Here is a 20,024-nt window from a genome sequence, read left to right on the forward strand (position 1 = left end):
GAATCCGGCGGATAAAGTCTATCCGAATGGGTTCACGGTGAATCCCCGGCTGTTGCTGCCATAAAAGCGGGAAACCTTTTGCAGAAATAAGCCAAAACCATGGCAGAAAAATTAGCTGGCAAAAAAATTGGAACCAAATTCTTTTGCAGAAAAATATACCGGCAGAAAAATGATGTGCAGGAGATAGGAGATGGAAGTCAGAAACTAGAATTGATTGCTTGGACATTGCCGTGAAACGTCCGGGTTCTGGGAATCTGTGGTGAATCCGGTATTTCCAAGGTTAACTGGCTTTCTTTCGTGTTTTTGGCATGGCCGTTTTTCGCGCTTGTTTTCGGCGGGGAGATCGGCTTACATGCAGCCCGACGCGCATAATGGGTTCACGGTGAATTCCCGGCTGTTGCTGCCGTAAAAGTGGGATCTTCAGCGTTTCCCGACCACGTACCGTTTGCAAAAATCGCGGACGGACCGGGTAAAGGTCCAGTCGTCGGTTTCCGGCACCGCCGTCGAGGGAGCGCCCACCCAGCTTTCAATGACAAACTGGTCCGGTGATCCGCCCACGAAGGCATAATCGTTGGCTTGGCGCATGATGCCAATGTACCAAGTGGCGTCATCGGCCAACTTCAAGCTGTTCATTTTGCCATAGTCGGCGGCCCAGTATATCAGGCTGAAGGGAATTTTTCTCTGGCGGCAGGCCAGTTCCAGTTTTTTTACCTCGGGCCAGTTGCCCTGATAAATCCGATTGCCAATGGTAAAATGATTCCAGTCCACATCCAGCCGGAAGAAATCCAGTCCGCGCACGTTCAATTCCTTGAGCCGTGATTGCAAGGCGTCAATCCAAGTGGTCAGATCGTTGAGTTGCAAAAACGGGTAGGGCTCAATATCGCCAATGAGCAGGTCGGGATAATTTTTGCGCACCAGCATGATGAACTGCGCGGTTTCCTCGACGGCATAGGCATCCGGCTTCTTGAGGTCTTTGCGGACACAACAAAGCGGCTCATCCATCGCCAAGGCATAGATGCGCCCGCCCAGCGACTGAAACCGATCCCAATACTTGCGCTCAATGTCAAAGGTCTTCTGGCCGGTGGGGCCCCACGGCTTTACCGCACCAACTTCCAACCCGAGCTTGAGCCCCCACTGGCCGATCATTGGCAGCCATGCCCGCAACTCGTCGTCCGTGAATTGACGGTTCAACTGATGATCGGCGTAGCCCAACACGTGAATGTTCGTGCGCGTTTCCTGCCATTGGTCGGGATGCGCAAACAGTTGCCGCAAACTCTTTCCGTCTGCTGCGCCAGGAGGCATCATCCAGACCTCCCGTTTCGGGACTGCCGCTTGGACTTGAAACAACGTGGCGCAGACATAAATGAGGCTGAAGAGTGACGCGATGCATTTCATGGGCTTGCTGTAGCGGAGTACTGTTATGGCGTCAACACTGGATTTGAAGGGCGAAAATATGCATAAAAAGATGAAAAAAGTGTTGTAATAAGATGCAAAATGATGTATTTCTTATTGAGTTATGAGAATTACAGTAGATATTGACGATTCTATTTTAACCGATTTGATGAAAATAACCGGTGATAATAAGAAGAGCCCAGCGGTGAGCCGGGCAGTCGAAGAATTTGTAAAAAGAAAGAAAGCCCGGGAATTTGGCCGGATGTTAAGAGAAGGGTATTTCGATTATAACACCACCAACGACGCCGTTGAGAAGTTGGATGCGTGACGGAACCATTGCGCACTTCGAATATGGTCATCGTAGATTCATCGGTTTGGATTGAAGCCGCCCGAAAACAAGGGGCGGTGGCGTGCAAAGTGGCGCTGGAAGCCCTACTGGAGGAATATGAGGCGACCTTGTGCAGCCCGGTAAAACTGGAAGTGCTGGGTGGCGCCCGCGCGGAAGACCGGCGCGGATTGGCCGCCGGCTTTGCGGTGATCCCTTACTTGCAAGTGGACGAAACCATCTGGGAACTGGCCGTTAAGAACGCATGGCGACTGCGAGATGCCGGTCTCACCGTGCCATGGAATGATGTGTTAATCGCCAGCTTGTCCATCCACCATATTTGCAGGGTATATGCGCTGGACAAACATTTCGAGCAAATGCAATCCGTGATTGGCGTATTACCATATCGGCCCGGATATGGCGGCAGTTATTCGGTGGATTGATTCCCCATTTACTTTGCGCCCAGCCACACACTGCCGCTCTGGTTGGTACCGAGGAAAGAGCCGACCCCTGCATTTTGTTTCTGCAATACCACCCCATTCATGGTGATCACCTTTCGGGTGGCTGGGTCGGTCATCGTGCCTTGGAATAAGCCCGAAGCGGTAATTGTCAGGCTCAGTTTATTCGAGCCGGTCACCTTGTTATTCACATCCAGCACAACCTGATTGGTAATACTTTGCGGCAAATTACCATCGGCCAGAACCGTTTCCCCGTTGGTCCAATTCAGCAGCCGCAGGCCGTTCGTGAAGGAATAAAGCGAACCCGACACTTCCAGGCCGTTGGTACACACAAAACCATTTGGATAAAATTTACCCGGCTGCGGCAGTTTGATCCACTTCACCACACCAGTTATGTCGGTGTCTGTCTGGTTGGTAAACTGCAGCCAGCCCAGGGCGACGCCTTTTCCAGAATACAGAGGGAGGTAGAAGGGCCAGTCTCCATGCTTGGAGAGAAAGGTGGTTTGAACCACCTTGCTGCCATCGCCCAAGGAACCGCTGAATGCAAGGTTGCCGAGCGCATCCACGCTGACCGTACCGAAGCTGTAACCACCAGGCTGGGTTTGGGAATCTTCACTCCCAAGCAGCATGACGGTGAACTTCCTGCCCGCTTGGGGTGCGGGGTTGGTTTTGGAATAGACGGCACGATTGGCCGTCAGTTCCGCTGTCCACGCGCCATCGCTGATGAATCCGGTGATAACGTCCGTACCCGCCAGACCTAATTGCAGATACACGGAAAGCGGACTCTGCCCCCGTCGGACGATGGTGGTTGAGAATACTCCGCCGACGGGAAATTGGCTGGCGATCGAATACGAGGTTCCAGCTTGTTGCAATTTCGCGCTGAAGCTACCTTGGTCGGTCAGCGTGGCGGTGAATAAGCCGACGTTCGTTGGCGTTACGCCGTTGGTATCAGCGAACAAGCCCGCGTAATTGCCTTTCATCGGGATAAACGGATTGGGCGTGAAGTTGGCCTTTAATACCAGGTTCGTTTGCATGGTGAATTTCAACGTGGCCCCATTGGTCAACACAAGATCCGCATTGTTCACCCAGTTGGAAAACACCCAGCCAACCGCGGGTTTGGCGGTAATGCTGTAGCCTTTGCCGAGTTGCAGACCCTCGCGGCTGTAGTCTGGCGTGGTGGTTCCAAACCCATTGGTCTGCACCACCAGCAGCCGGGTGGAACTCCAATCTAGAATCGGGACATTGCTTACCGTTCCGCTCAACAAGTCTGCCCATACGGCCGGTTTTTTACTGGTTCCCGCTTTGATCAGTTTCCGGATGATGCCGACGTGCGGCGCAAGGACCGCCGTGAGGGCGTTCGTGGTTTGGGTTCCATAACCGGGGATGGTTTCCCGTAAGGTCACGATGATATTTCGACAATCCGAGAAAGTTCCCGCAGGCACCTTGACGGTCCCGGCTTTGGTAATGGCGACCGTATAGGTGGCGGAATAGTTGGAAACGCCTGATTGGCTGACGCTCGTCTCCGTGATTTTCACTCCGCCTTGCTGGAGCAGGGTGTCATTCATGAGCAGGACCTTCGGGTTGAAAGACCGGCTGGTTGAACTGGAGACGGTTTGAACCAGGAAAATGCCATTGGTAGTGACTTCATGCACTTCGTAGTCGGCGGAGTGATGTCCAGTGCCTAAGTTGACTTGGAATTGGTTGGTGTTCCAGATGACAACGCCAGTGTTCAACTGTTTTGTCCACTCGTACAGGAACGATTTTTGATCGCCATTATTCAGCGGCCAGTACAAATCCGTCCATTGCCCGCATAATCCGGGCCAGCTAAACAGCATAGCTCCTATTAGCGTCAAGAATTGACGCGTCACTTTTGTAAGTTTCATCCGTTGTTTAATTGACTTGCAGTCATGGACTATTTCTTTTTCGGAACCCGTTTGAAAAACTCGTCCATCAGGGCCGGAACGAGTTGCTGCGCGGGCGGGTTGGTGCGGACGGTATCGGTTTGAGGCGCGGTGGTGGCGTTGGTGGTGGCGGGCTGACGACTGCCACCCAGCAAACCGCCAAATTTATTGATAAGATCCGCATTTTTATCGCCTAATTTATCGCCTAATAGTTTTTTCGCCTGGGCGGTGGCGACGGTGGTGGCAGTGGCGACCGCTAGTTTCTCAAGTGCTTTCTGCTTATCCATAGTGGGAGCACCCAAGGTGCCCTCGAGTTGGACGAATTGAGGCAGCAAGACATACGTGTCCGTCGGGTTGGCGGGTGCCAGGGATAAATTTTTAGCCAGGCCCCGTGCCAACCAGATATCCACCGGCTGGTTCAACGGAGAATTGGTCAGCACCTCGGCAATGGGGATGACCCCCCGTGATTCCACGATCAGCAGCGGGCTGTGCGCGACAAAGGATTGAATGTTAATTTTACTTTGGCCCAGGGTCAGGTTGGCGCTGATGTGATCCAGCGGCGTTCGCGTCAACGAGGGGGTGCGCAATACTGCGGCAAGCGTCTCCAACAAAGGCTTGATCCGCTTGGAACTCACCACCACGTTGGCGTTGGTAAAGTTGAGGAGAACCTGGCCCGTCAGATTTTTTTGCAGGCTTCGGCCGGTAACACCCGCGCCTTTGATGCGGACATCCGCGATTAAATCGCCCTTGGCAATGCTGCTGTTCTCGGGCGAGAAACTGTTGACGATCGGCTCGGCGGGGATGCCTTGGGCTTTCAAGGCCAACTCATATTCATAACCATCCACGCCGAGGTTGGCCCAGACTTTGGCGCTGACCGGCACGCCATTCAGCGACAACTGGCATGGATCGAGCTGAATCACACCGCGATTGAGACGCAGACCAGTGACTAGGTTGGAAATGGCAATCTCCCGCAGATAGATTCTGGCAATGCTGGTGTCAAAGGTAAAATTGGTGATGGCCAGCAGGGCGGCCACCTTGGGCGGTTCCTGGTTGGCTGGCGTAGCGGCGACCACTGGTTCCGGCGCAGATTCTGGCGTGGCACCGGCCGCCGCGTTTTGCTTGCCAAGCAAGTCGTAATACGAGGTGAAGTCTAATCCGTCCGAACGCAACTTCAGCGCCCCGGTGAGAGCATTCGTATCGGTAAGATTCACTGAGCCACTAAAATCAAGCTGATTGGCCGCCAATTTGGTGGGCGTCAAATTCAGCCGCACTTGGCGCAAGGTGAACACCTTACCGTCCATCGCGGCGTCCAGTTTGACTTTGGCTTCCAGCGGCTGGTTGGGGAGTGACTGTTTGGGATCTTTGACCACGAGTTTGGCGAGGCTCAGGTCACCCGCCACGGAGGCATTGCCCTTGGCATCGAAGCGGCTTTCAGTTTGCAGGCTGATGGATACGGTTTGCAGTTGTTTATCTCCCAAGGCAGCAGCCAGGAAGGGGCGCAACGCATTTTGATTCAGATCGGTTACCAGCAGGCTCGCGTCGCCAGTTTGTTTTTGCAGATCATAATGGCCTTTGATTTCAAACGCTCCGCCGGGGGTGTTTTGCTGGCGAAGGTTGCCGGCCAGCTTGCGGATTTCCGCCTGTGTATCTTTGAGTAAGAGATCGCAATCCATGGAAACCGCGTATTGGTCCAGCACGATCTGGCTCAGGGTGACGCTCAAATCTTCCACCGTCAATTTGCCGGTCACGCTGCGCTCCATGGGCGTCGGTTTGCCCGCTTGTGTCGGCAAAGGCTTCTGTACCACATGGCCGTCAAACCGGACTACTCCGGACTTCACCTGGACATTCGGCACCCCGGCCATTTTGACCAGCGGTTCGAGGAATGCCTGCACCTTGGCATCCAGGATCAAGTCTTGCGTCTTGCTGTCCATCTGCCCCGAACCATCCAGGGTCAAGGCTGTTTGATTCTGGTGCCGTGCGGCCAGGGAAAATTTAGACAGCTTAACCTTGCTGAGGTCATCCACATCGGTGAGCAGTTGCACCTCGAGGCTGGAAAGACTGAGGCGATTAGGACCACTTTTGACGGAAAAATTGTTTAGCCCGGCTTGGAGGTCCACATGGATTTGTTTGCCCATGCCGCGTGAGAGGACGTTTAATTTCATGCTGGCCAAGCCGACCGGATCAGAGCCGGCGGCAAACGCCTTCCAATCGGCCAGATTCAGATTATCCAGCGTCAGCGTGAACACTGACTCGTCGGCGCTGGTGCCGGTTTTACCCCAACCCACGGTCATGGGTTTGGTCAAGCTGCCGTGAATAAACTCCTTCTTGTTTTGCAGACCGGCCAAGTTAAACGAGCGCACCGTGGCGGTTTCGGCGACACGATCCACCGCCAAGTCATACGCAATGTTCACATCCAATTCCGGGGTGGACTGGCCCAATTGCGTCACGCTGAGGCGCGCGGCAGAAACCGCCCCTTGTATTTGGATGGATTTTCCACCATTGGCCAGTTCGACTTGGCCCGAGGAACTGATGGTGGTGGAATTGAAATCCACATTGAAGGCCTTGCCGACCAAGTTCAGCACTTGTTTATCAATGGCAGTGATGTCGCCGCGTAATTTACCTTCGAGTTTCGCGAGGTTCAAGGGGCCGGAAATGGCCAAGGTTCCCAATCCCTTACCGGATTGGGTAATTTGCACCGAGACGTTCTTAAGTTCGGTAGGGGTGAGATCACTAGCCAGGTTCACGGTCAGTCCGGATAGTTGCTGAAAAGTGCCCAGCGCCTGGCTGACAGCCAATTGGGTGCCACCTTTCAGGGTAGCCGGCATCAACTGGTTATCGAGAGCCACTTGGAATTGGCCGGACAACTTGGCCTGTAACGTGTTATTGGTCGTGCCTTGTTTTTGCTCGAATTGAAGGTCGGCCGCCAGATTGACCATCCCTGATTTGCCGTTACCCAAGTTCTCCAACCCAAGGTTAATCCCGTTGACCTCCGCCGTCATCTGGCCACCAGCCTTGTCGGCCTTGGTGTAACGCACTTTGGCATTGCTCAAGGCAAACTTCTTGAGATCAAGCTGAAGGGGTTTCGCCGGTTTGGCTTCGGCTTTGGGTTGGCTGGGCTCCGCCTTTTTGGCGGCGAGCTTTTCCAGTATGGGGTCCAGATTCCTTTTCCCAGTGGCGTCCTCGGTAACCACGATTACGGGAGTACTGATGGCGACTTCATCCACGTTGATATGGCCGCCGATGATATCCATCAGATGATAACGAAGCGCGATGGATGCCACCGTCAAAATCGGTTCCCCCGCGCCGGCCTGCACTTTCAATCCGGAAAGGGAGACGGAGGAAAACGGGCTGATGCTGGCGGATTCGACCGTTACGGTCGCGTTGATTTCCCGCCCGACTCTGGGCAAAACGATTGACTGGAAAAACCAGGCACTCGTGGCGATGAAATAGACTGTGACAAGCAGGGCGACCACCACGCCGGTGGCGATGCCCAACATTTTCAACCAGCTCCGTTTTTTCGGAGCGGTAACGGATTCATTAGTACTCATAAAACATTATTTTGCTGACGGATTGCCACAGGGCGCAGGATTGCCAAGGTTCGGCTGACGATTTGATCCACTGGGCACAACCGGCCAATGCCGTCGTAGCCGCAACTGAGAAGCCCTTCCTCCGGTCCGATGAATTCCACGCCACGAGACTTGAGGGTCTGCACGTTTTTCTGGGTGGCTGGATGCAGCCACATTTTACCATTCATGGCCGGAGCGATCAAAATGCGCGCTTGAGGGTTCAGCGCCAGGGCGATGCAGGTCAGCGCGTTATCGGCCAGGCCCAGAGCCATTTTGGCAATGACATTCGCCGTGGCGGGTGCCACCAGTAACAGACTTGCCGCGTCTGCCAAATGGATATGCGTGGGTTTCCAGCCTTCCGCCTCATCATACAGGCTGGTCACTACTGGTTGCCGGGAAAGGGTCTTGAACGGGAGCGGCGTGATGAATTGCTGCGCGTCCGCAGTCATGACCACATGGACTTCGCAGCCCTGCTTGGTGAGCTGGCTGGTCAAATCCACCGCTTTATGCGCGGCAATAGAGCCGGTGACGCCAAGGATAACAACTGGCGGTTTCACGGTCCCCGATTTCGATTTCGGTAACTTCATAGTTTGCTTCATTTGCCGTAACCCGACGGCAATCCATGAGTATCACCGAATTTTCTGATCTGGCAATTCTTGTTTTACGCCTTCGTCCGGTGGCATTTTGTCCGGCACGGCTCCGGTGCGGACCAATTGCCGGATCAACGCCTGTTGCAAGTCCCGGAGTTTGCCTTGGTAACGGGGATCCGCCGCGAGGTTGAAACGTTCTTCGGGGTCGTTCTTCAAATGATAAAGCTCGGGCAAGTGCTGGTCGGGACGGCCATCCCCGGTGGGATAATGGATATACTTCCAGTCATCGGTGCGCACGCCCCGCACATTGGGGGTGTAGGGGAATTGCTTTTCATAGTTGTACTCGTAAAGAAACTCGGTGCGCCATGGTGCGGATTTACCTTGGGCGAGTTTCACAAAGGATTGCCCGTGGATGTTGGGCAGCGGCGCGACGTCGCACAGATCCAGCACGCTGGGGGCAATATCTTCAGTGAGGACCATTTTCTCCACGGATCGTGGCGTTTTAAACGCGGGCGGATACCGGATCAGCAAGGGAATGCGGATGCTGGGTTCGTGCATCGTGCGCTTGTCCACCATCCCGTGCTCGCCATTGAGCAAACCGTTGTCGCCCATCAGGATGATGATGGTGTTGTCGAGCTGCCCCATTTCCTTGAGTGCCTGCCACAGCCGCCCCACGCTATCGTCCACGGACAGGATGGTTCCCCAATACGCGCGCGTCATGGCGGCAAAATCCTTGACCGCTGCCGGGCTGCGATCCGGGAACTTTTTGCGCCAGTCGAAGAGCGGACCGTAAATGCCGTGCCAGGTGTCCAAGCGCTGCTTGACCCAGTCAGGTTTGCCATCCAGTTGGAATGCGGTATCCGGATATTCGATATTCACATGGTCAAACGTGTTAGAATACTTGGATTCAGGCAGGTAAAAACTATGCGGCGCCTTGTGGCCGAGGATAAGCATAAACGGTTTCTGGTGGGGTTGCTTGAGAAAGTCCAAGGCGAAGTCGGTCACGACGTGGGTGTAGTATCCTTTCATGACTTCCCGCTTGCCGTTGCCGTTGAATTCAGTGTCGTAATATTTACCCTGGCCCTTGTGACTGATCCAATAATCGAAGCCGGGCCGGGGATTGTCGTTGTCCTCGCCCATGTGCCATTTGCCAATATAGGCGGTTTCCCAGCCGTTATCATGCAAGCGGCGCGGAAAGCTGGGCAGGGTTTCCGGAAATTCCGTAAAATTATTAACCACTCCGTGCGTGTGCGCGTACACCCCGCTCAAGATGGAGGCCCGGCTGGGCGAACACAGGGACGTGGTGCAAAAAGTATTGCGGAAACGCACGCCTTCAAACCCGATTCGATCAATATTGGGCGTTTTGAGGTAGGGATGGCCCAAGCAGCTTAAGGCATCCCAACGCAGGTCGTCGCACAAAATGAAAAGGACATTGGGTTTATTGACGGGCTTGGCGGCAATCGTCGTCCAGCCGCTCATAAGCATCAAGTTCAACCAGGCAATTCCAAAACAGAACACTGTACGGTATCTCATCAACATGGCCACATCTTAGAATCCTCCATCCACTTAGACAAGCCCGCGATGCAGAACCAAGATTATGGATTCGGCAGCACCGCGATGACGGTGGTCCCGTTTTCCCCGGTTTCGATCTCCAACCGCCCGCCCAAATGCCGCAGCCGTTCCCGCATGCCCGAGATGCCCACGCCGCGATAGGCCGCCATCATTTTATCGTCCCCCCCAAGGGCCATCGGCATCCCGTGTCCCTGATCCTGCACTTCCAGCCGAATTTCCGTTTTGTTCCGTACCAATTTGACCATGGCGGATTTGCTTTCGGCATGGCGATGAATGTTGAGCAGGGCCTCCTGTAAAATGCGGAAAAAGGTCAGCTCATATTCGCGCGGTAGCCGTAACCGGTTGGGGGGCAAATCCAACACCATTTTGAGGTTGCTGCGCCGGCCAAACTCCTCAGCCATATCGCGAATGGCTCCCACCAGCCCGAAATGCTCCAGTTGCGGCGGATGCAGCAAAAAGGACAAGGTGCGCACCTCGTCAATGCTTTGCTTGGTCAGCAGCATGCTTTCGTCGAGCATCTTGCCGCCCTCCGGGTCCAGTGCCGCCACCCGGTGCTTGAGGGAACTCAGGATTAACAGCAGGCCCACCAACCCCTGGGCGGTGGCATCATGCAGCTCGCGTGCAATGCGGCGGCGCTCCTGGTCCTGCGACAGCAATAATTGCTGCGTCAACTCGCGCGACGCAGCTTCCGCCTGTTTTTGTCTGGTGATGTCATTGAAGATCACCATCAACTGGCCGGTGATAATGGTGGTCATGCCCATTACTTGTCGGGTGGAACCATCTTTGCATTGGATCGCCACCTCCATCGTCGGCATGGGCGTGCCATGCTGTCGAGCTTGCTGGACGGACGTCTCCCATGGCCCAACGATGGATTGACGATACTTGGGATCGGGGTAGGCAAACTGATACCATTGTTCGATGCGCTGGATTTCCTCGTGCCGATATCCGAACCAATGCTCAAACGTGTGGTTGATATAGGTGATCTTCCCTTCAAAATCCGTCAGGGCAATGGCTACCGGCGAGTGGTTCAGCAGCGCTTGCAGCTTTTCCTCGCTCTGCTGCAACGCGGCTTCGGAGCGTTTGCGTTCAGTGATGTCCCGGGAGATGCCCACCACTCCGATCACCCGGCCTTGCGCGTCCTGGCAAATATTTTTGATCGTAAGCAGGCTGGAAGTCTTACTGGGAAAAACGTACTCTTTTTCATATACTTTCATTTTTCCGGAACACAGGACGTTCTGATCCTCCGCCTGGAGTTGCCGGGCAAATTCAGGGGCAAAGAACGCAAAGTCATCCTGGCCGATGAGTTCCGTCACGGGTTTTCCCACCGCTTGGGCCACGGCGGAATTCAGGAAGACGTAGCGTCCTTGCAGGTCTTTCACATAGATAAAATCCGGGATGCTTTCGATGACGGTGGTTAAAAGCCGGTGCTTGGCCTGTAACGTTTCGAGCGTTGACGAAACGGGTTCGTCTGCTGGTGGCGCTACGCGTAATGGGGGCAAGGTCGCTTGCTTCGGCAACTTGGGGTCCGAAGTGGTGATTCGTTTTTTGCGGGCAGACGTTGTTTTTACTTTGGCCATGGCATAGGTCGCATTGTTAGACACTCACGGCACATGTTAAAGCGTTTCCGGTTGATACTTTAGCCGTCCAACTGCGTGCGGCGGCGGTACGGCAGCTTCCACGGGGTGCGGTATTTCGCGCCCACGTACTGATCCGCCACCGGATCGCCGACGACTTCTTCCTTGACCGGGTCCCACGTGATTTTGTGACCGCTGCGGTACGCCACGTTGCCGAGGTGGGCGATGCCCGTCAGTTGGTGGGCCAGCGCCACGTCCATCACCGGCGTCTTGCGGGTGCCCATGCAATCCAGGAAATTCCGCACGTGCGCGGCGCGCGGGTCGCCGCTGCTCTTGTTCTTTTGCGGGTCGAGGCTGGCCTGCTTCTTCTCGATCAGCAGCTCCCAGCCGTCGCTGTTCAGCACCACCGTGCCCTCCGTGCCGCTCCAGGAGACGCCCCAGGGCCGGCCGTTGATGCCCACGCCCTGGCCGCGCTTGTGCTCCCAGGAGAGCAGGTAATCCGGGAACTCATACAGCGCCACCTGCGAATCCGGCGTTTCCGTGTCGTCGTCAAAAATGTATTTGCCGCCGCTGGAGCAGACCGTCTTGGGCCATTCCTGCTTGAGGCCCATGAACAGCATGTTGATCAGGTGCACGCCCCAATCCGTCATCAGGCCGCCGGCGTAATCCCAGTACCAGCGGAAGTTATAGTGGAAGCGGGTCGGATGGAACGGGCGCTTGGGCGCCGGCCCCAGCCACATATCGTAATCCGCGCCGGCCGGGGGAACGCCCTCCGGCGGTTTCCCCAGGTTGGAATGCTTGTCCAGCCAGGCCCAGCCGCGCGCCATCGTGATCTTGCCCAGCTTGCCGGACTTCACGAACTCCCCGGCCTCCAGGATGTGCTTGCAACTGCGCCACTGCGAGCCCATCTGCACCACGCGCTGGTGCTTCCGCGCGGCCTCGACCATGGCGCGGCCCTCGTCAATGGACAGCGCTAGCGGTTTTTCCACATAGACATCCTTGCCCGCCTGGCAGGCCATGACGGCGCACAGCGCGTGCCAATGATCCGGCGTGGCGATCAGCACCGCGTCCACATCCTTGCGGTCCAGCACGCGGCGGAAGTCCTTCACCGTCTCCGGCGGCTTGCGGTCCTTTTTCTTGCAGACCTCCAAGCCCTTGGCGAGCATCGCGTCATCAATGTCGCAGATCACCGGGCAATCCACATCCGCGTTGCCGAACAGGCAGGCCAGGTCCCCGCAGCCCATGGAGCCCGAGCCAATCAGCGCCACCCGGATCTTGCTGTTGGGGCCGGCCTCGGCGGCCCGGGCCGGGTTCAGCCAGGGACCAGCCAGCAGCGGGAGGGCTCCCACAGCGAGCGTGGACCGTTGCAGAAAAGTGCGGCGCGGCAAGTTTTTCATGGTGTTTTCAATCAAAGAAAACGTTGATTACAGTGATTACAGTGCCCCTTACTCCTTCCATTCTGGAAAGCGGTCGCGGATGTTTTGCATGACCCGATGCTCTTCCTCCGGTCGTTGACGGCGGCGCGGGATGGAGCGGCGGACGGCGTCCAGCAGTTCAAGCCAGTCTTCCAGTGGCGGGTTGGGCACCGCCTCCCAGCAATCGTAACGTTTGCCGCGCCGGTAAAAAATCCATTCGCCGCCCACATGCTGGGCGTACACCTGAAGTTTACCGCCTTCTTCCGTTTCCCGTTTCCAACTGATTTCAGCCTTTGGCATACAATTCTTTATTTCACTCGGGCAAGTCCACGCAGGCCACGGCCATTACCGCAATGCCTTCACCGCGCCCGACAAAGCCCATGTGTTCATTGGTGGTGGCTTTAATGCCCACTTTGGCTGGCTTCAGCCCCAAGGCCGCGCCGATGTTGTCCTTCATCGCGGCGGCGTGCGGCATGATTTTCGGCTCCTGCGCGACAATCGCCGCATCCACATTCACGATGCGCCCGCCGCGCAATGCCACCTGGTGTGCCGCCTCCTCGAGAAAGATACGGCTCGGCGCGCCACACCACCGGGGGTCCGTGTTGGGGAAAAACTGGCCGATGTCCGCCTCACCGATCGCCCCAAGGACGGCGTCGCAGATGGCGTGCATCACCACATCGGCATCCGAATGGCCAGCCAATCCCCGACTGTGCGGAATCGCCACGCCGCCGAGGATACACTTTCGATCCGCCACGAGCGGATGAACATCATAACCCATGCCTACATGAATCATAACGGGAGTTAAACAGATCACCGCGCGCAACGGAAGCACCAAAACCGGAAAACTGCGCCGCCCGGCGCCGGGCACCTCGCCGCGTCAACCATGGGCTTCATTGACGCAATCCATCCTCCCGGACGGGATGAAAGAAGTACCTATACGGAGTAGTCATGCGGGGAGATTATGCCAGCCATTCACGATGTCCAACGCGATTTCTAGTTCTCACGCGCCAGCCTCGATTGCCCGGTTGACCTCCGCCCGTTTTTTCCCTACCCTCCGCCCATGCCGATCAGTTGGAATGAAGTTCGCAATAACGCCATTGGTTTTGCCAGGGAATGGTCTGGCGCAACCCGCGAGGAAGCCGAAGCCAAATCCTTTTGGGATGCTTTCTTTCAGGTCTTCGGGCTGAAACGCCGCACCGTTGCCAGCTTCGAGGAACCCGTCAGGAACATCCGGGGCCAATACAGTTTCATTGACCTCTTCTGGCGCGGCGTGCTCGTGGTCGAGCACAAATCCCGCGGCAAAAGCCTCGCCAAAGCCGAAACCCAGGCCTTTGAATACATCCAGGACCTCATCCGCGAGGGCCGCCACGATGAAGTGCCGCGTTACATCATCGTCTCCGACTTCGCCCGGATCGTCCTGCACGATCTGGAGCCGGAAACGGAGGAAGGCCTCCCCCTCTTCAACCAGAAACGTATCCGCACCATCGAATGCCCCTTGGCGGAGCTGCACAAAAACGTCCGCGAATTCGCCTTCATCAAAGGCGAGAAATCCGTCCGGCTCAATCCCGAGGACCCCGCCAATGAAAAAGCGTACCTCACCATGGCCGGTTTGCATGACGCGCTGCATCACGGCGGGTTTACCGGCCATGAACTTGAAGTCTTCCTCGTCCGCATCCTCTTTTGCCTCTTTGCCGAGGATACCGGCATCTTTGATGAACCCAGCATGTTCCAGAACTACCTGGAACGCCACACCCGCGAGGATGGCTCCGACCTCGGCGCCCAGTTGAACCGCCTCTTTGAAGTCCTGAACTCCGCCGAAGACAAACGCCAGCGCACCCTGGATGAAGACCTGGCCGCCTTCCCCTACGTCAACGGCGCGCTCTTCAACGAACGCCTGGGCTTTGCCGATTTCAACCGCGACATGCGCAACGCCCTCCTGGCCTGCTGCCGTTTCCACTGGGCGCGCATCTCCCCCGCCGTCTTTGGCTCCCTCTTCCAGGGCATCATGGACCCCGCCGCGCGCCGCCAATCCGGCGGCCACTACACCAGCGAGCGCGACATCATGAAAGTCATCCGCTCCCTGTTCCTGGATGCCCTGCAAGCCGAACTCGCCGCCATCAAGGCCGACCGTTCCAGCCGCAAAACCGCCCGTTTGGAAGAATTTCACCAGAAACTGCGCCAACTCCGTTTCCTGGACCCGGCCTGCGGCTGCGGTAATTTCCTCGTCCTCACCTATCGCGAACTCCGCCGCCTGGAACTCGCCGTCCTGCGCGAACTCCACGGCAACGCCATCGAGCAACAACAAGTCTTGAACGTCCGCGATCTCTGCCTCGTGGACGTGGATCAATGCTACGGCATCGAAATCTCCGAATGGCCCGTGCGCATTGCCGAAGTGGCCCTGTGGCTGATGGACCATCAGATGAACGTGGAAGTCGCCGAAGCCTTTGGCCAAACCGTCCGCCGCCTCCCCCTGAAAGCCTCCCCGCATATCCGCCAAGCCAACGCCCTGCGGCTCGATTGGAAAACCCTCCTCCCGCCGAAACAATGCAGTTATGTGCTGGGGAACCCGCCGTTTGTGGGGAAACATTATCAAACGCGCCAACAAAAGATTGATTTGAATGGAGTGCTTTCCAATTTTCGTAACGTTGGCGATGTGGATTACGTTGTTGCTTGGTTTAAACTAGCTGCTGAATATATCTATGACACAAACATAAAAGTTGGCTTCGTGTCCACAAACTCTATTACCCAAGGGGAACAGGTTTCCCTGGTATGGGGTGAGTTATTAAATCGATATAGTCTGACGATTCATTTCGCCCACCGCACCTTTGCCTGGATGAGTGAATCAAAAGGTAAAGCCCATGTGCATGTGGTAATAATTGGATTCGGCGTCTTGGGTGGCGGCCCCAAGTTTCTCTATGATTATGACGCTGATCCGGAACATCCAGTCCGCACAGAGGTGAGTTATATCAGCCCTTATCTTACTCCAGGCCCGGACGCGCTGGTCACGAAACGGCAAACGCCATTGGGAGATGTACCAGAGATGCGATGTGGCAACAAGCCTTCGGATGGTGGCCACTTAATCCTAACCGATGAGGAAAAAGATCAGTTTTTGGCCGAGGAACCTGGAGCGAAAAAATACTTGCGCCGCTATACTGGTTCAGAGGAATTTATTAATGGAAATATGCGGTGGTGTCTTTGGCTGGTTGATGCTGATCCGAGTGAATTGCGTGCATTGCCTCGAGTTTTGGAACGTGTGCAAAAGGTAAAAGAATTCCGGAAAGCAAGCACGGCAGCGCCAACGCGCGCTTCAGCACAACAAGCATCGGTGTTTTTTTATATTTCACAACCTGACAGTCACTATATAGCTATCCCGGAAGTGTCTTCCGAGCGAAGAACCTATATTCCCATCGGCTTTTTACCTCCAGAAATCATTGCCAGTAACAAAATTTATATTATTCCATCTCCCAGCCACTTCATTTTCGGCATGTTATCAAGCAGAATGCACATGGCATGGACTAAACAGGTTTGTGGCAGACTAGAATCCCGTTTCCAATATTCAGGCTCCATTGTTTACAACAACTATCCCTGGCCGCAGAAATCGACTGAGAAACAAAAGGCGACAGTTGAAGCCGCCGCGCAGAAGGTTTTAGACGTCCGCATTAAATATTTACCGCCTAAAGGCAACTGTACGCTCGCCGACCTGTACGATCCGTTGGCGATGCCGCCGGATTTGGTGAAAGCGCATGCGGGGTTGGATAAGGCGGTGGATGTGTGTTACCGGCCCCAGCCGTTCGAGAACGACCGGCAACGGGTGGAATATCTCTTCGCCCTGTACGAGCAACTCACCGCCCCCCTGGCCGCCGCCATGGCCGCCAAACCCCGTAGGAGCCGACGTTAGACGGCTGTAACTTCAACATACCCGTAGCAATGAACGCGGCTGCTACCGTCCCACGCCTCCCGGCTATATATATTAGGCCGTTTCCCCCAAGAGCCTTTACTTTAACGCCCGCCACTAAAGCTGGGAATCCTCATTTTTGATGTTTTTGGCGGTTTTTTTGCATAAGTGCCTTATTTTCAGGATGTAACCTACATGGTTTTGGGAGAAAAGTAGGTTCAACCGGCCCAAAACCATCAAAAAACGTCGAAAATCCATGTGGTTTTTCTCCAATCCGCCCTGGGTTTGGATGAATCCGCCCTAGGATTAGGCCAATCCGCGCTAGGATTGGCTCAATCCGACCTAGGATCGGCTCAAACCCACCTAGGATTAGCTCAAACCCACCTAGGATTTGACTGGAACCACATGGGTTGTTGCCAAAGCTACTGACCCTTGAATTCGATTCACGTTGCCCTATGCACTGGCCGCGTAAATCGCCGCCATCCCCGCCGGTCCGCCTGAACCGAAGGGCGACAAGGGTGATCCCGGCGAGGTCACTTCCGCCCGATTGGCGAAGACCATGAGTAACCTCAGCGCGGCGCTCCTTGCCAACCGTAGCGCGAACAGCAACGGGATTTTCACGATGGACTGGACCTTGAGCGATCCCCCAACGGCCTGGGAGATGGGCACGCTGTTTAACACGATCAATGGCTTGATCTTGGCCTTGCGGCGGTTGGCGTGACGGAGCATATCCCGCCCGGCGCTGGCGGTTGACACATTGGTGAAATCACGGTCTTCGCCTGGCGGCACTTCCGCAAGCGCCCATAAGCGCCAACCCGCCCTTGCCCGGGCGTGGGTATATTATCTAAATTTATGATAACTGGAGACCCATAAAAAATCGCGAAAAGACATTTGACACTTTGCCTTATGTGATGTTTAGTAGCGAAGATAATTCGGGTTAGTAGCTTGCGAAAAACAACCTAGGGCATCCGACCGGATGCAGACTGATAGAGGAATGTGTGAAGAAGATGGTGCCATACGCGGTAAGCAACGTCAGGCATTTTGCCGTATTCTCGGCAAGGCGTCATTCCGTTATTTCAGCCCACTCAATCCATCCATCGTATTTATGAATACAAAAAACAGACTTTTCCCAATTCTTCTGTGGGTTGCCGGCCTTTGCTTATGCGGCACCCTCGCTACCCAGGCGGATTCCATCCGCACCCAAACCATCGCGTTGCAGAAAGGATGGAATGCGGTGTATCTGCAAGTGCAACCCACGAACGTAGCCCCGGCCCAGGTGTTCGGGGCGCTGCCGGTTTCCATTGTGGCGGCCTATTTCAACACGGGCAGCTCGGTCAAGTTCCTCAGCTCCCCAACCAATACCGCGTGGAAGAAGGAGGGGTGGGGAGTCTGGTATGCGCCCACGCGGAAGGATGCATTTCTATCCAGCCTATTTTCCATCAACGGTAATCGCGCCTATTTGATTTACGCGAACCAGGCGTGCATCTGGACGGTAACGGGTAATGTTCTATTTGAACCAATGACTTGGCGGAGCGATTCATACAACCTGACAGGGTTCACCTTGGATGCCACCTCACCGCCGACGTATCAAAAGTTTTTCAGCGGTTCAAAGGCCCACCAGCCCTTGAAGATATTCCGATTGCTCAATGACCGTTGGGTTCAAGCGGACCCGATCTTCACCCCGATGAAAGACGGAGAAGCATTTTGGGTGTATTGCACGGGCGGTTCACAGTATCAGGGGCCGTTGGGAATCCAGGTGCTCATGAATGGCGCGTTGGACTTTGGCCTTTCCACCTCAAAATTGGACCTTACCCTGCTCAATGACAGTCCCACGCCATTGGGAATTTCAGTGATCAACAATGGCAATTCCCCTCTGCCGCTGGCGTATGTTTTACAGAAAGTGATGACGGGAAGCATTGTGCAGATGAACATTGATCTACCGCCACAGTTTGATATGCCAACCCAAGACCCATACTCCAGTACCGCTCTCCGGCTAACCCTTAAGCGGGAAAACATGACGGTGGCGCGCCAGGTGAGCCTGCTCAAAGTGGTATCAGACTATGGAACGGTCTTTTGGCTGCCAGTGGCCGGGAGCCGCCCGGATCTGCCGGCGACACCCTAACTCTTTTCATCCATGAACAAACCGGTTTCAACCCTTAACTGAAATAAACATGCAAACCAGATTTCTGTTTCAACAATTTCGACGGCTGCTTGGTATCACTCCGCTATGGTTAGCCATGCTGTTGCCCGCAGCAGCTCCCTCCACCGGCCTCTGGGTGGGCGATGTGACGGTTAATCAAGTAAACGAAGTATCCATCCCCATTAACGCCGCGAACATTCCCATCGCTCCCAACCCAACCACGACCACCCCGACCAAGTCACCGGCCTATTTGCGCCTGATACTGCATGTGAATGGCGCCGGGCAGGTGCGTCTGTTAAAAAGCGTGGCCATTGTGGATACGACCCAAGTCACCCGCACGAACATTGGATCAGTCACCTTGACGAATATTCCCGATTACTCCGGCAGCGGCTCGCAATCGGAAAGTAATATTGTGCTGTTGACCGACCCAACCTTATTCGTAAATTATCCAGGAATTGCCAAACGGTTGGCCACGGCCAGTTATGATTTCAGTGATTTATCAGCGGTAAATGCTGTGCGTGCCATCACCCCAAAAGCGGTTGCCGCCGGAACTGCTGCTTCCACGGCGGCGCTCGGCACAGGCACATCGGATAGTGCAGCGACGATTCAAAACGCAGTCTTCAACGCGGCGCTGGCAGCAGCACTGGCTGCGCCTTCGACTTCCGCAGTGGATATGGTTTCCATGACCAACGTGGTGAACTCCATTGTGGCGGCCACGGTGGATCAATTAAATCGCGTACGAGCCAAACCGACAACCACATCAGCGGATCAGGCAAAAGTCCGCAAGGCTGCGAGTGATACGGCGCTCCTGTCGGTCTCCAGCCAAGTACGCACAATTGGTGCCATCCCTGCGAATCAGGTGCCGCTTAGTGGAAGTTTAAGCGCGGGAAACACGGTAAGGGGTTCCTTCGTGATCGGCGACGATCACCCGACTAACCCCTTCCGCCACAAATTTCATCCTGACCACCAGTATGGCTATGAAATCACCCGTAATATCATATTGACGGTAAATCCGCCACCAACGGGTGGTTCGACTGAGTCAGGAGGCTATGGAGTGGACCGCTTGAGTGGGACTTATCAGGAGGAAATATTCGGACTGCACAAGCCATTGGGCACCAGTCAGAACATCGGTTTGCGCACCGCTGGAACCTTTACGTTGAATCGAATTAGTTATAAAGCGGATCTGAACCAGTAGA

At 55.2% G+C, this 20,024-nt stretch carries 16 protein-coding genes; 5 read left to right on the forward strand and 11 right to left on the reverse strand.

Translation table 11 applies throughout. The annotated features are described in order from the left end of the window. A partial coding sequence (locus tag WCO56_08435) for a hypothetical protein (GenBank protein ID MEI7729587.1) occupies positions 1 to 226 on the reverse strand: 226 nt, incomplete at its 3' end. 194 nt (positions 227 to 420) lie between these two features. Then, entirely contained in the window at positions 421 to 1,395 is a 975-nt protein-coding gene (locus WCO56_08440; protein MEI7729588.1) for a hypothetical protein, read from the reverse strand. A 121-nt stretch (positions 1,396 to 1,516) separates the two neighbouring features. Between WCO56_08440 and WCO56_08445 the strand changes: the two genes are divergently transcribed. Together WCO56_08445 and WCO56_08450 are read left to right on the forward strand one after the other, a co-directional pair. Further along, positions 1,517 to 1,720 (forward strand): type II toxin-antitoxin system VapB family antitoxin, encoded by a 204-nt coding sequence (locus WCO56_08445; GenBank protein MEI7729589.1) that lies wholly within the window; start codon positions 1,517 to 1,519, stop codon positions 1,718 to 1,720. After that, on the forward strand, positions 1,717 to 2,160 hold the full coding sequence (locus tag WCO56_08450) for a PIN domain-containing protein (GenBank protein MEI7729590.1): 444 nt from the start codon (positions 1,717 to 1,719) through the stop codon (positions 2,158 to 2,160). The genes WCO56_08445 and WCO56_08450 overlap by 4 nt, the downstream gene beginning before the upstream one ends. A gap of 8 nt (positions 2,161 to 2,168) precedes the next feature. On the opposite strand, the gene WCO56_08455 is transcribed toward WCO56_08450, so the two are convergent. The 8 genes from WCO56_08455 to ispF all read right to left on the reverse strand — a co-directional run bounded on the left by WCO56_08455 (position 2,169) and on the right by ispF (position 13,586). Then, positions 2,169 to 4,058: a hypothetical protein gene (locus WCO56_08455; protein ID MEI7729591.1), complete on the reverse strand. Its 1,890-nt coding sequence runs from the start codon at positions 4,056 to 4,058 to the stop codon at positions 2,169 to 2,171. Positions 4,059 to 4,087: 29 nt separating this feature from the next. Continuing rightward, positions 4,088 to 7,624 (reverse strand): AsmA family protein, encoded by a 3,537-nt coding sequence (locus WCO56_08460; protein ID MEI7729592.1) that lies wholly within the window; start codon positions 7,622 to 7,624, stop codon positions 4,088 to 4,090. Then, positions 7,621 to 8,229, reverse strand: a complete 609-nt coding sequence (locus WCO56_08465; protein MEI7729593.1) for a flavoprotein — start codon at positions 8,227 to 8,229, stop codon at positions 7,621 to 7,623. Before WCO56_08465 ends, WCO56_08460 begins: the two co-directional genes overlap by 4 nt. A gap of 42 nt (positions 8,230 to 8,271) precedes the next feature. Further along, complete coding sequence (locus tag WCO56_08470; protein MEI7729594.1) at positions 8,272 to 9,717, reverse strand: sulfatase; 1,446 nt, start codon at positions 9,715 to 9,717, stop codon at positions 8,272 to 8,274. 110 nt (positions 9,718 to 9,827) lie between these two features. Then, on the reverse strand, positions 9,828 to 11,381 hold the full coding sequence (locus WCO56_08475; GenBank protein MEI7729595.1) for a PAS domain S-box protein: 1,554 nt from the start codon (positions 11,379 to 11,381) through the stop codon (positions 9,828 to 9,830). Between the two features lie 59 nt (positions 11,382 to 11,440). Further along, positions 11,441 to 12,775 (reverse strand): Gfo/Idh/MocA family oxidoreductase, encoded by a 1,335-nt coding sequence (locus tag WCO56_08480; protein MEI7729596.1) that lies wholly within the window; start codon positions 12,773 to 12,775, stop codon positions 11,441 to 11,443. Between the two features lie 48 nt (positions 12,776 to 12,823). Continuing rightward, positions 12,824 to 13,093, reverse strand: a complete 270-nt coding sequence (locus WCO56_08485) for a hypothetical protein (protein MEI7729597.1) — start codon at positions 13,091 to 13,093, stop codon at positions 12,824 to 12,826. 13 nt (positions 13,094 to 13,106) lie between these two features. After that, entirely contained in the window at positions 13,107 to 13,586 is a 480-nt protein-coding gene (gene ispF, locus WCO56_08490) for a 2-C-methyl-D-erythritol 2,4-cyclodiphosphate synthase (protein ID MEI7729598.1), read from the reverse strand. Positions 13,587 to 13,853: 267 nt separating this feature from the next. Between ispF and WCO56_08495 the strand changes: the two genes are divergently transcribed. Continuing rightward, positions 13,854 to 16,691, forward strand: coding sequence for a DNA methyltransferase (locus WCO56_08495; GenBank protein MEI7729599.1), 2,838 nt, complete (start codon positions 13,854 to 13,856; stop codon positions 16,689 to 16,691). A gap of 450 nt (positions 16,692 to 17,141) precedes the next feature. Here the strand turns inward: WCO56_08495 and WCO56_08500 are convergent, their stop codons facing one another. Then, a complete protein-coding gene (locus WCO56_08500) occupies positions 17,142 to 17,444 on the reverse strand; it encodes a hypothetical protein (protein ID MEI7729600.1) in 303 nt (100 codons plus the stop codon). A 349-nt stretch (positions 17,445 to 17,793) separates the two neighbouring features. Between WCO56_08500 and WCO56_08505 the strand changes: the two genes are divergently transcribed. Continuing rightward, on the forward strand, positions 17,794 to 18,810 hold the full coding sequence (locus WCO56_08505; GenBank protein ID MEI7729601.1) for a hypothetical protein: 1,017 nt from the start codon (positions 17,794 to 17,796) through the stop codon (positions 18,808 to 18,810). A 49-nt stretch (positions 18,811 to 18,859) separates the two neighbouring features. Then, complete coding sequence (locus tag WCO56_08510) at positions 18,860 to 20,023, forward strand: hypothetical protein (GenBank protein MEI7729602.1); 1,164 nt, start codon at positions 18,860 to 18,862, stop codon at positions 20,021 to 20,023. The last annotated feature ends 1 nt before the right edge of the window (position 20,024 follow it).

This window comes from Verrucomicrobiota bacterium (genome assembly GCA_037139415.1).
GTDB lineage: Bacteria > Verrucomicrobiota > Verrucomicrobiia > Limisphaerales > Fontisphaeraceae > JBAXGN01.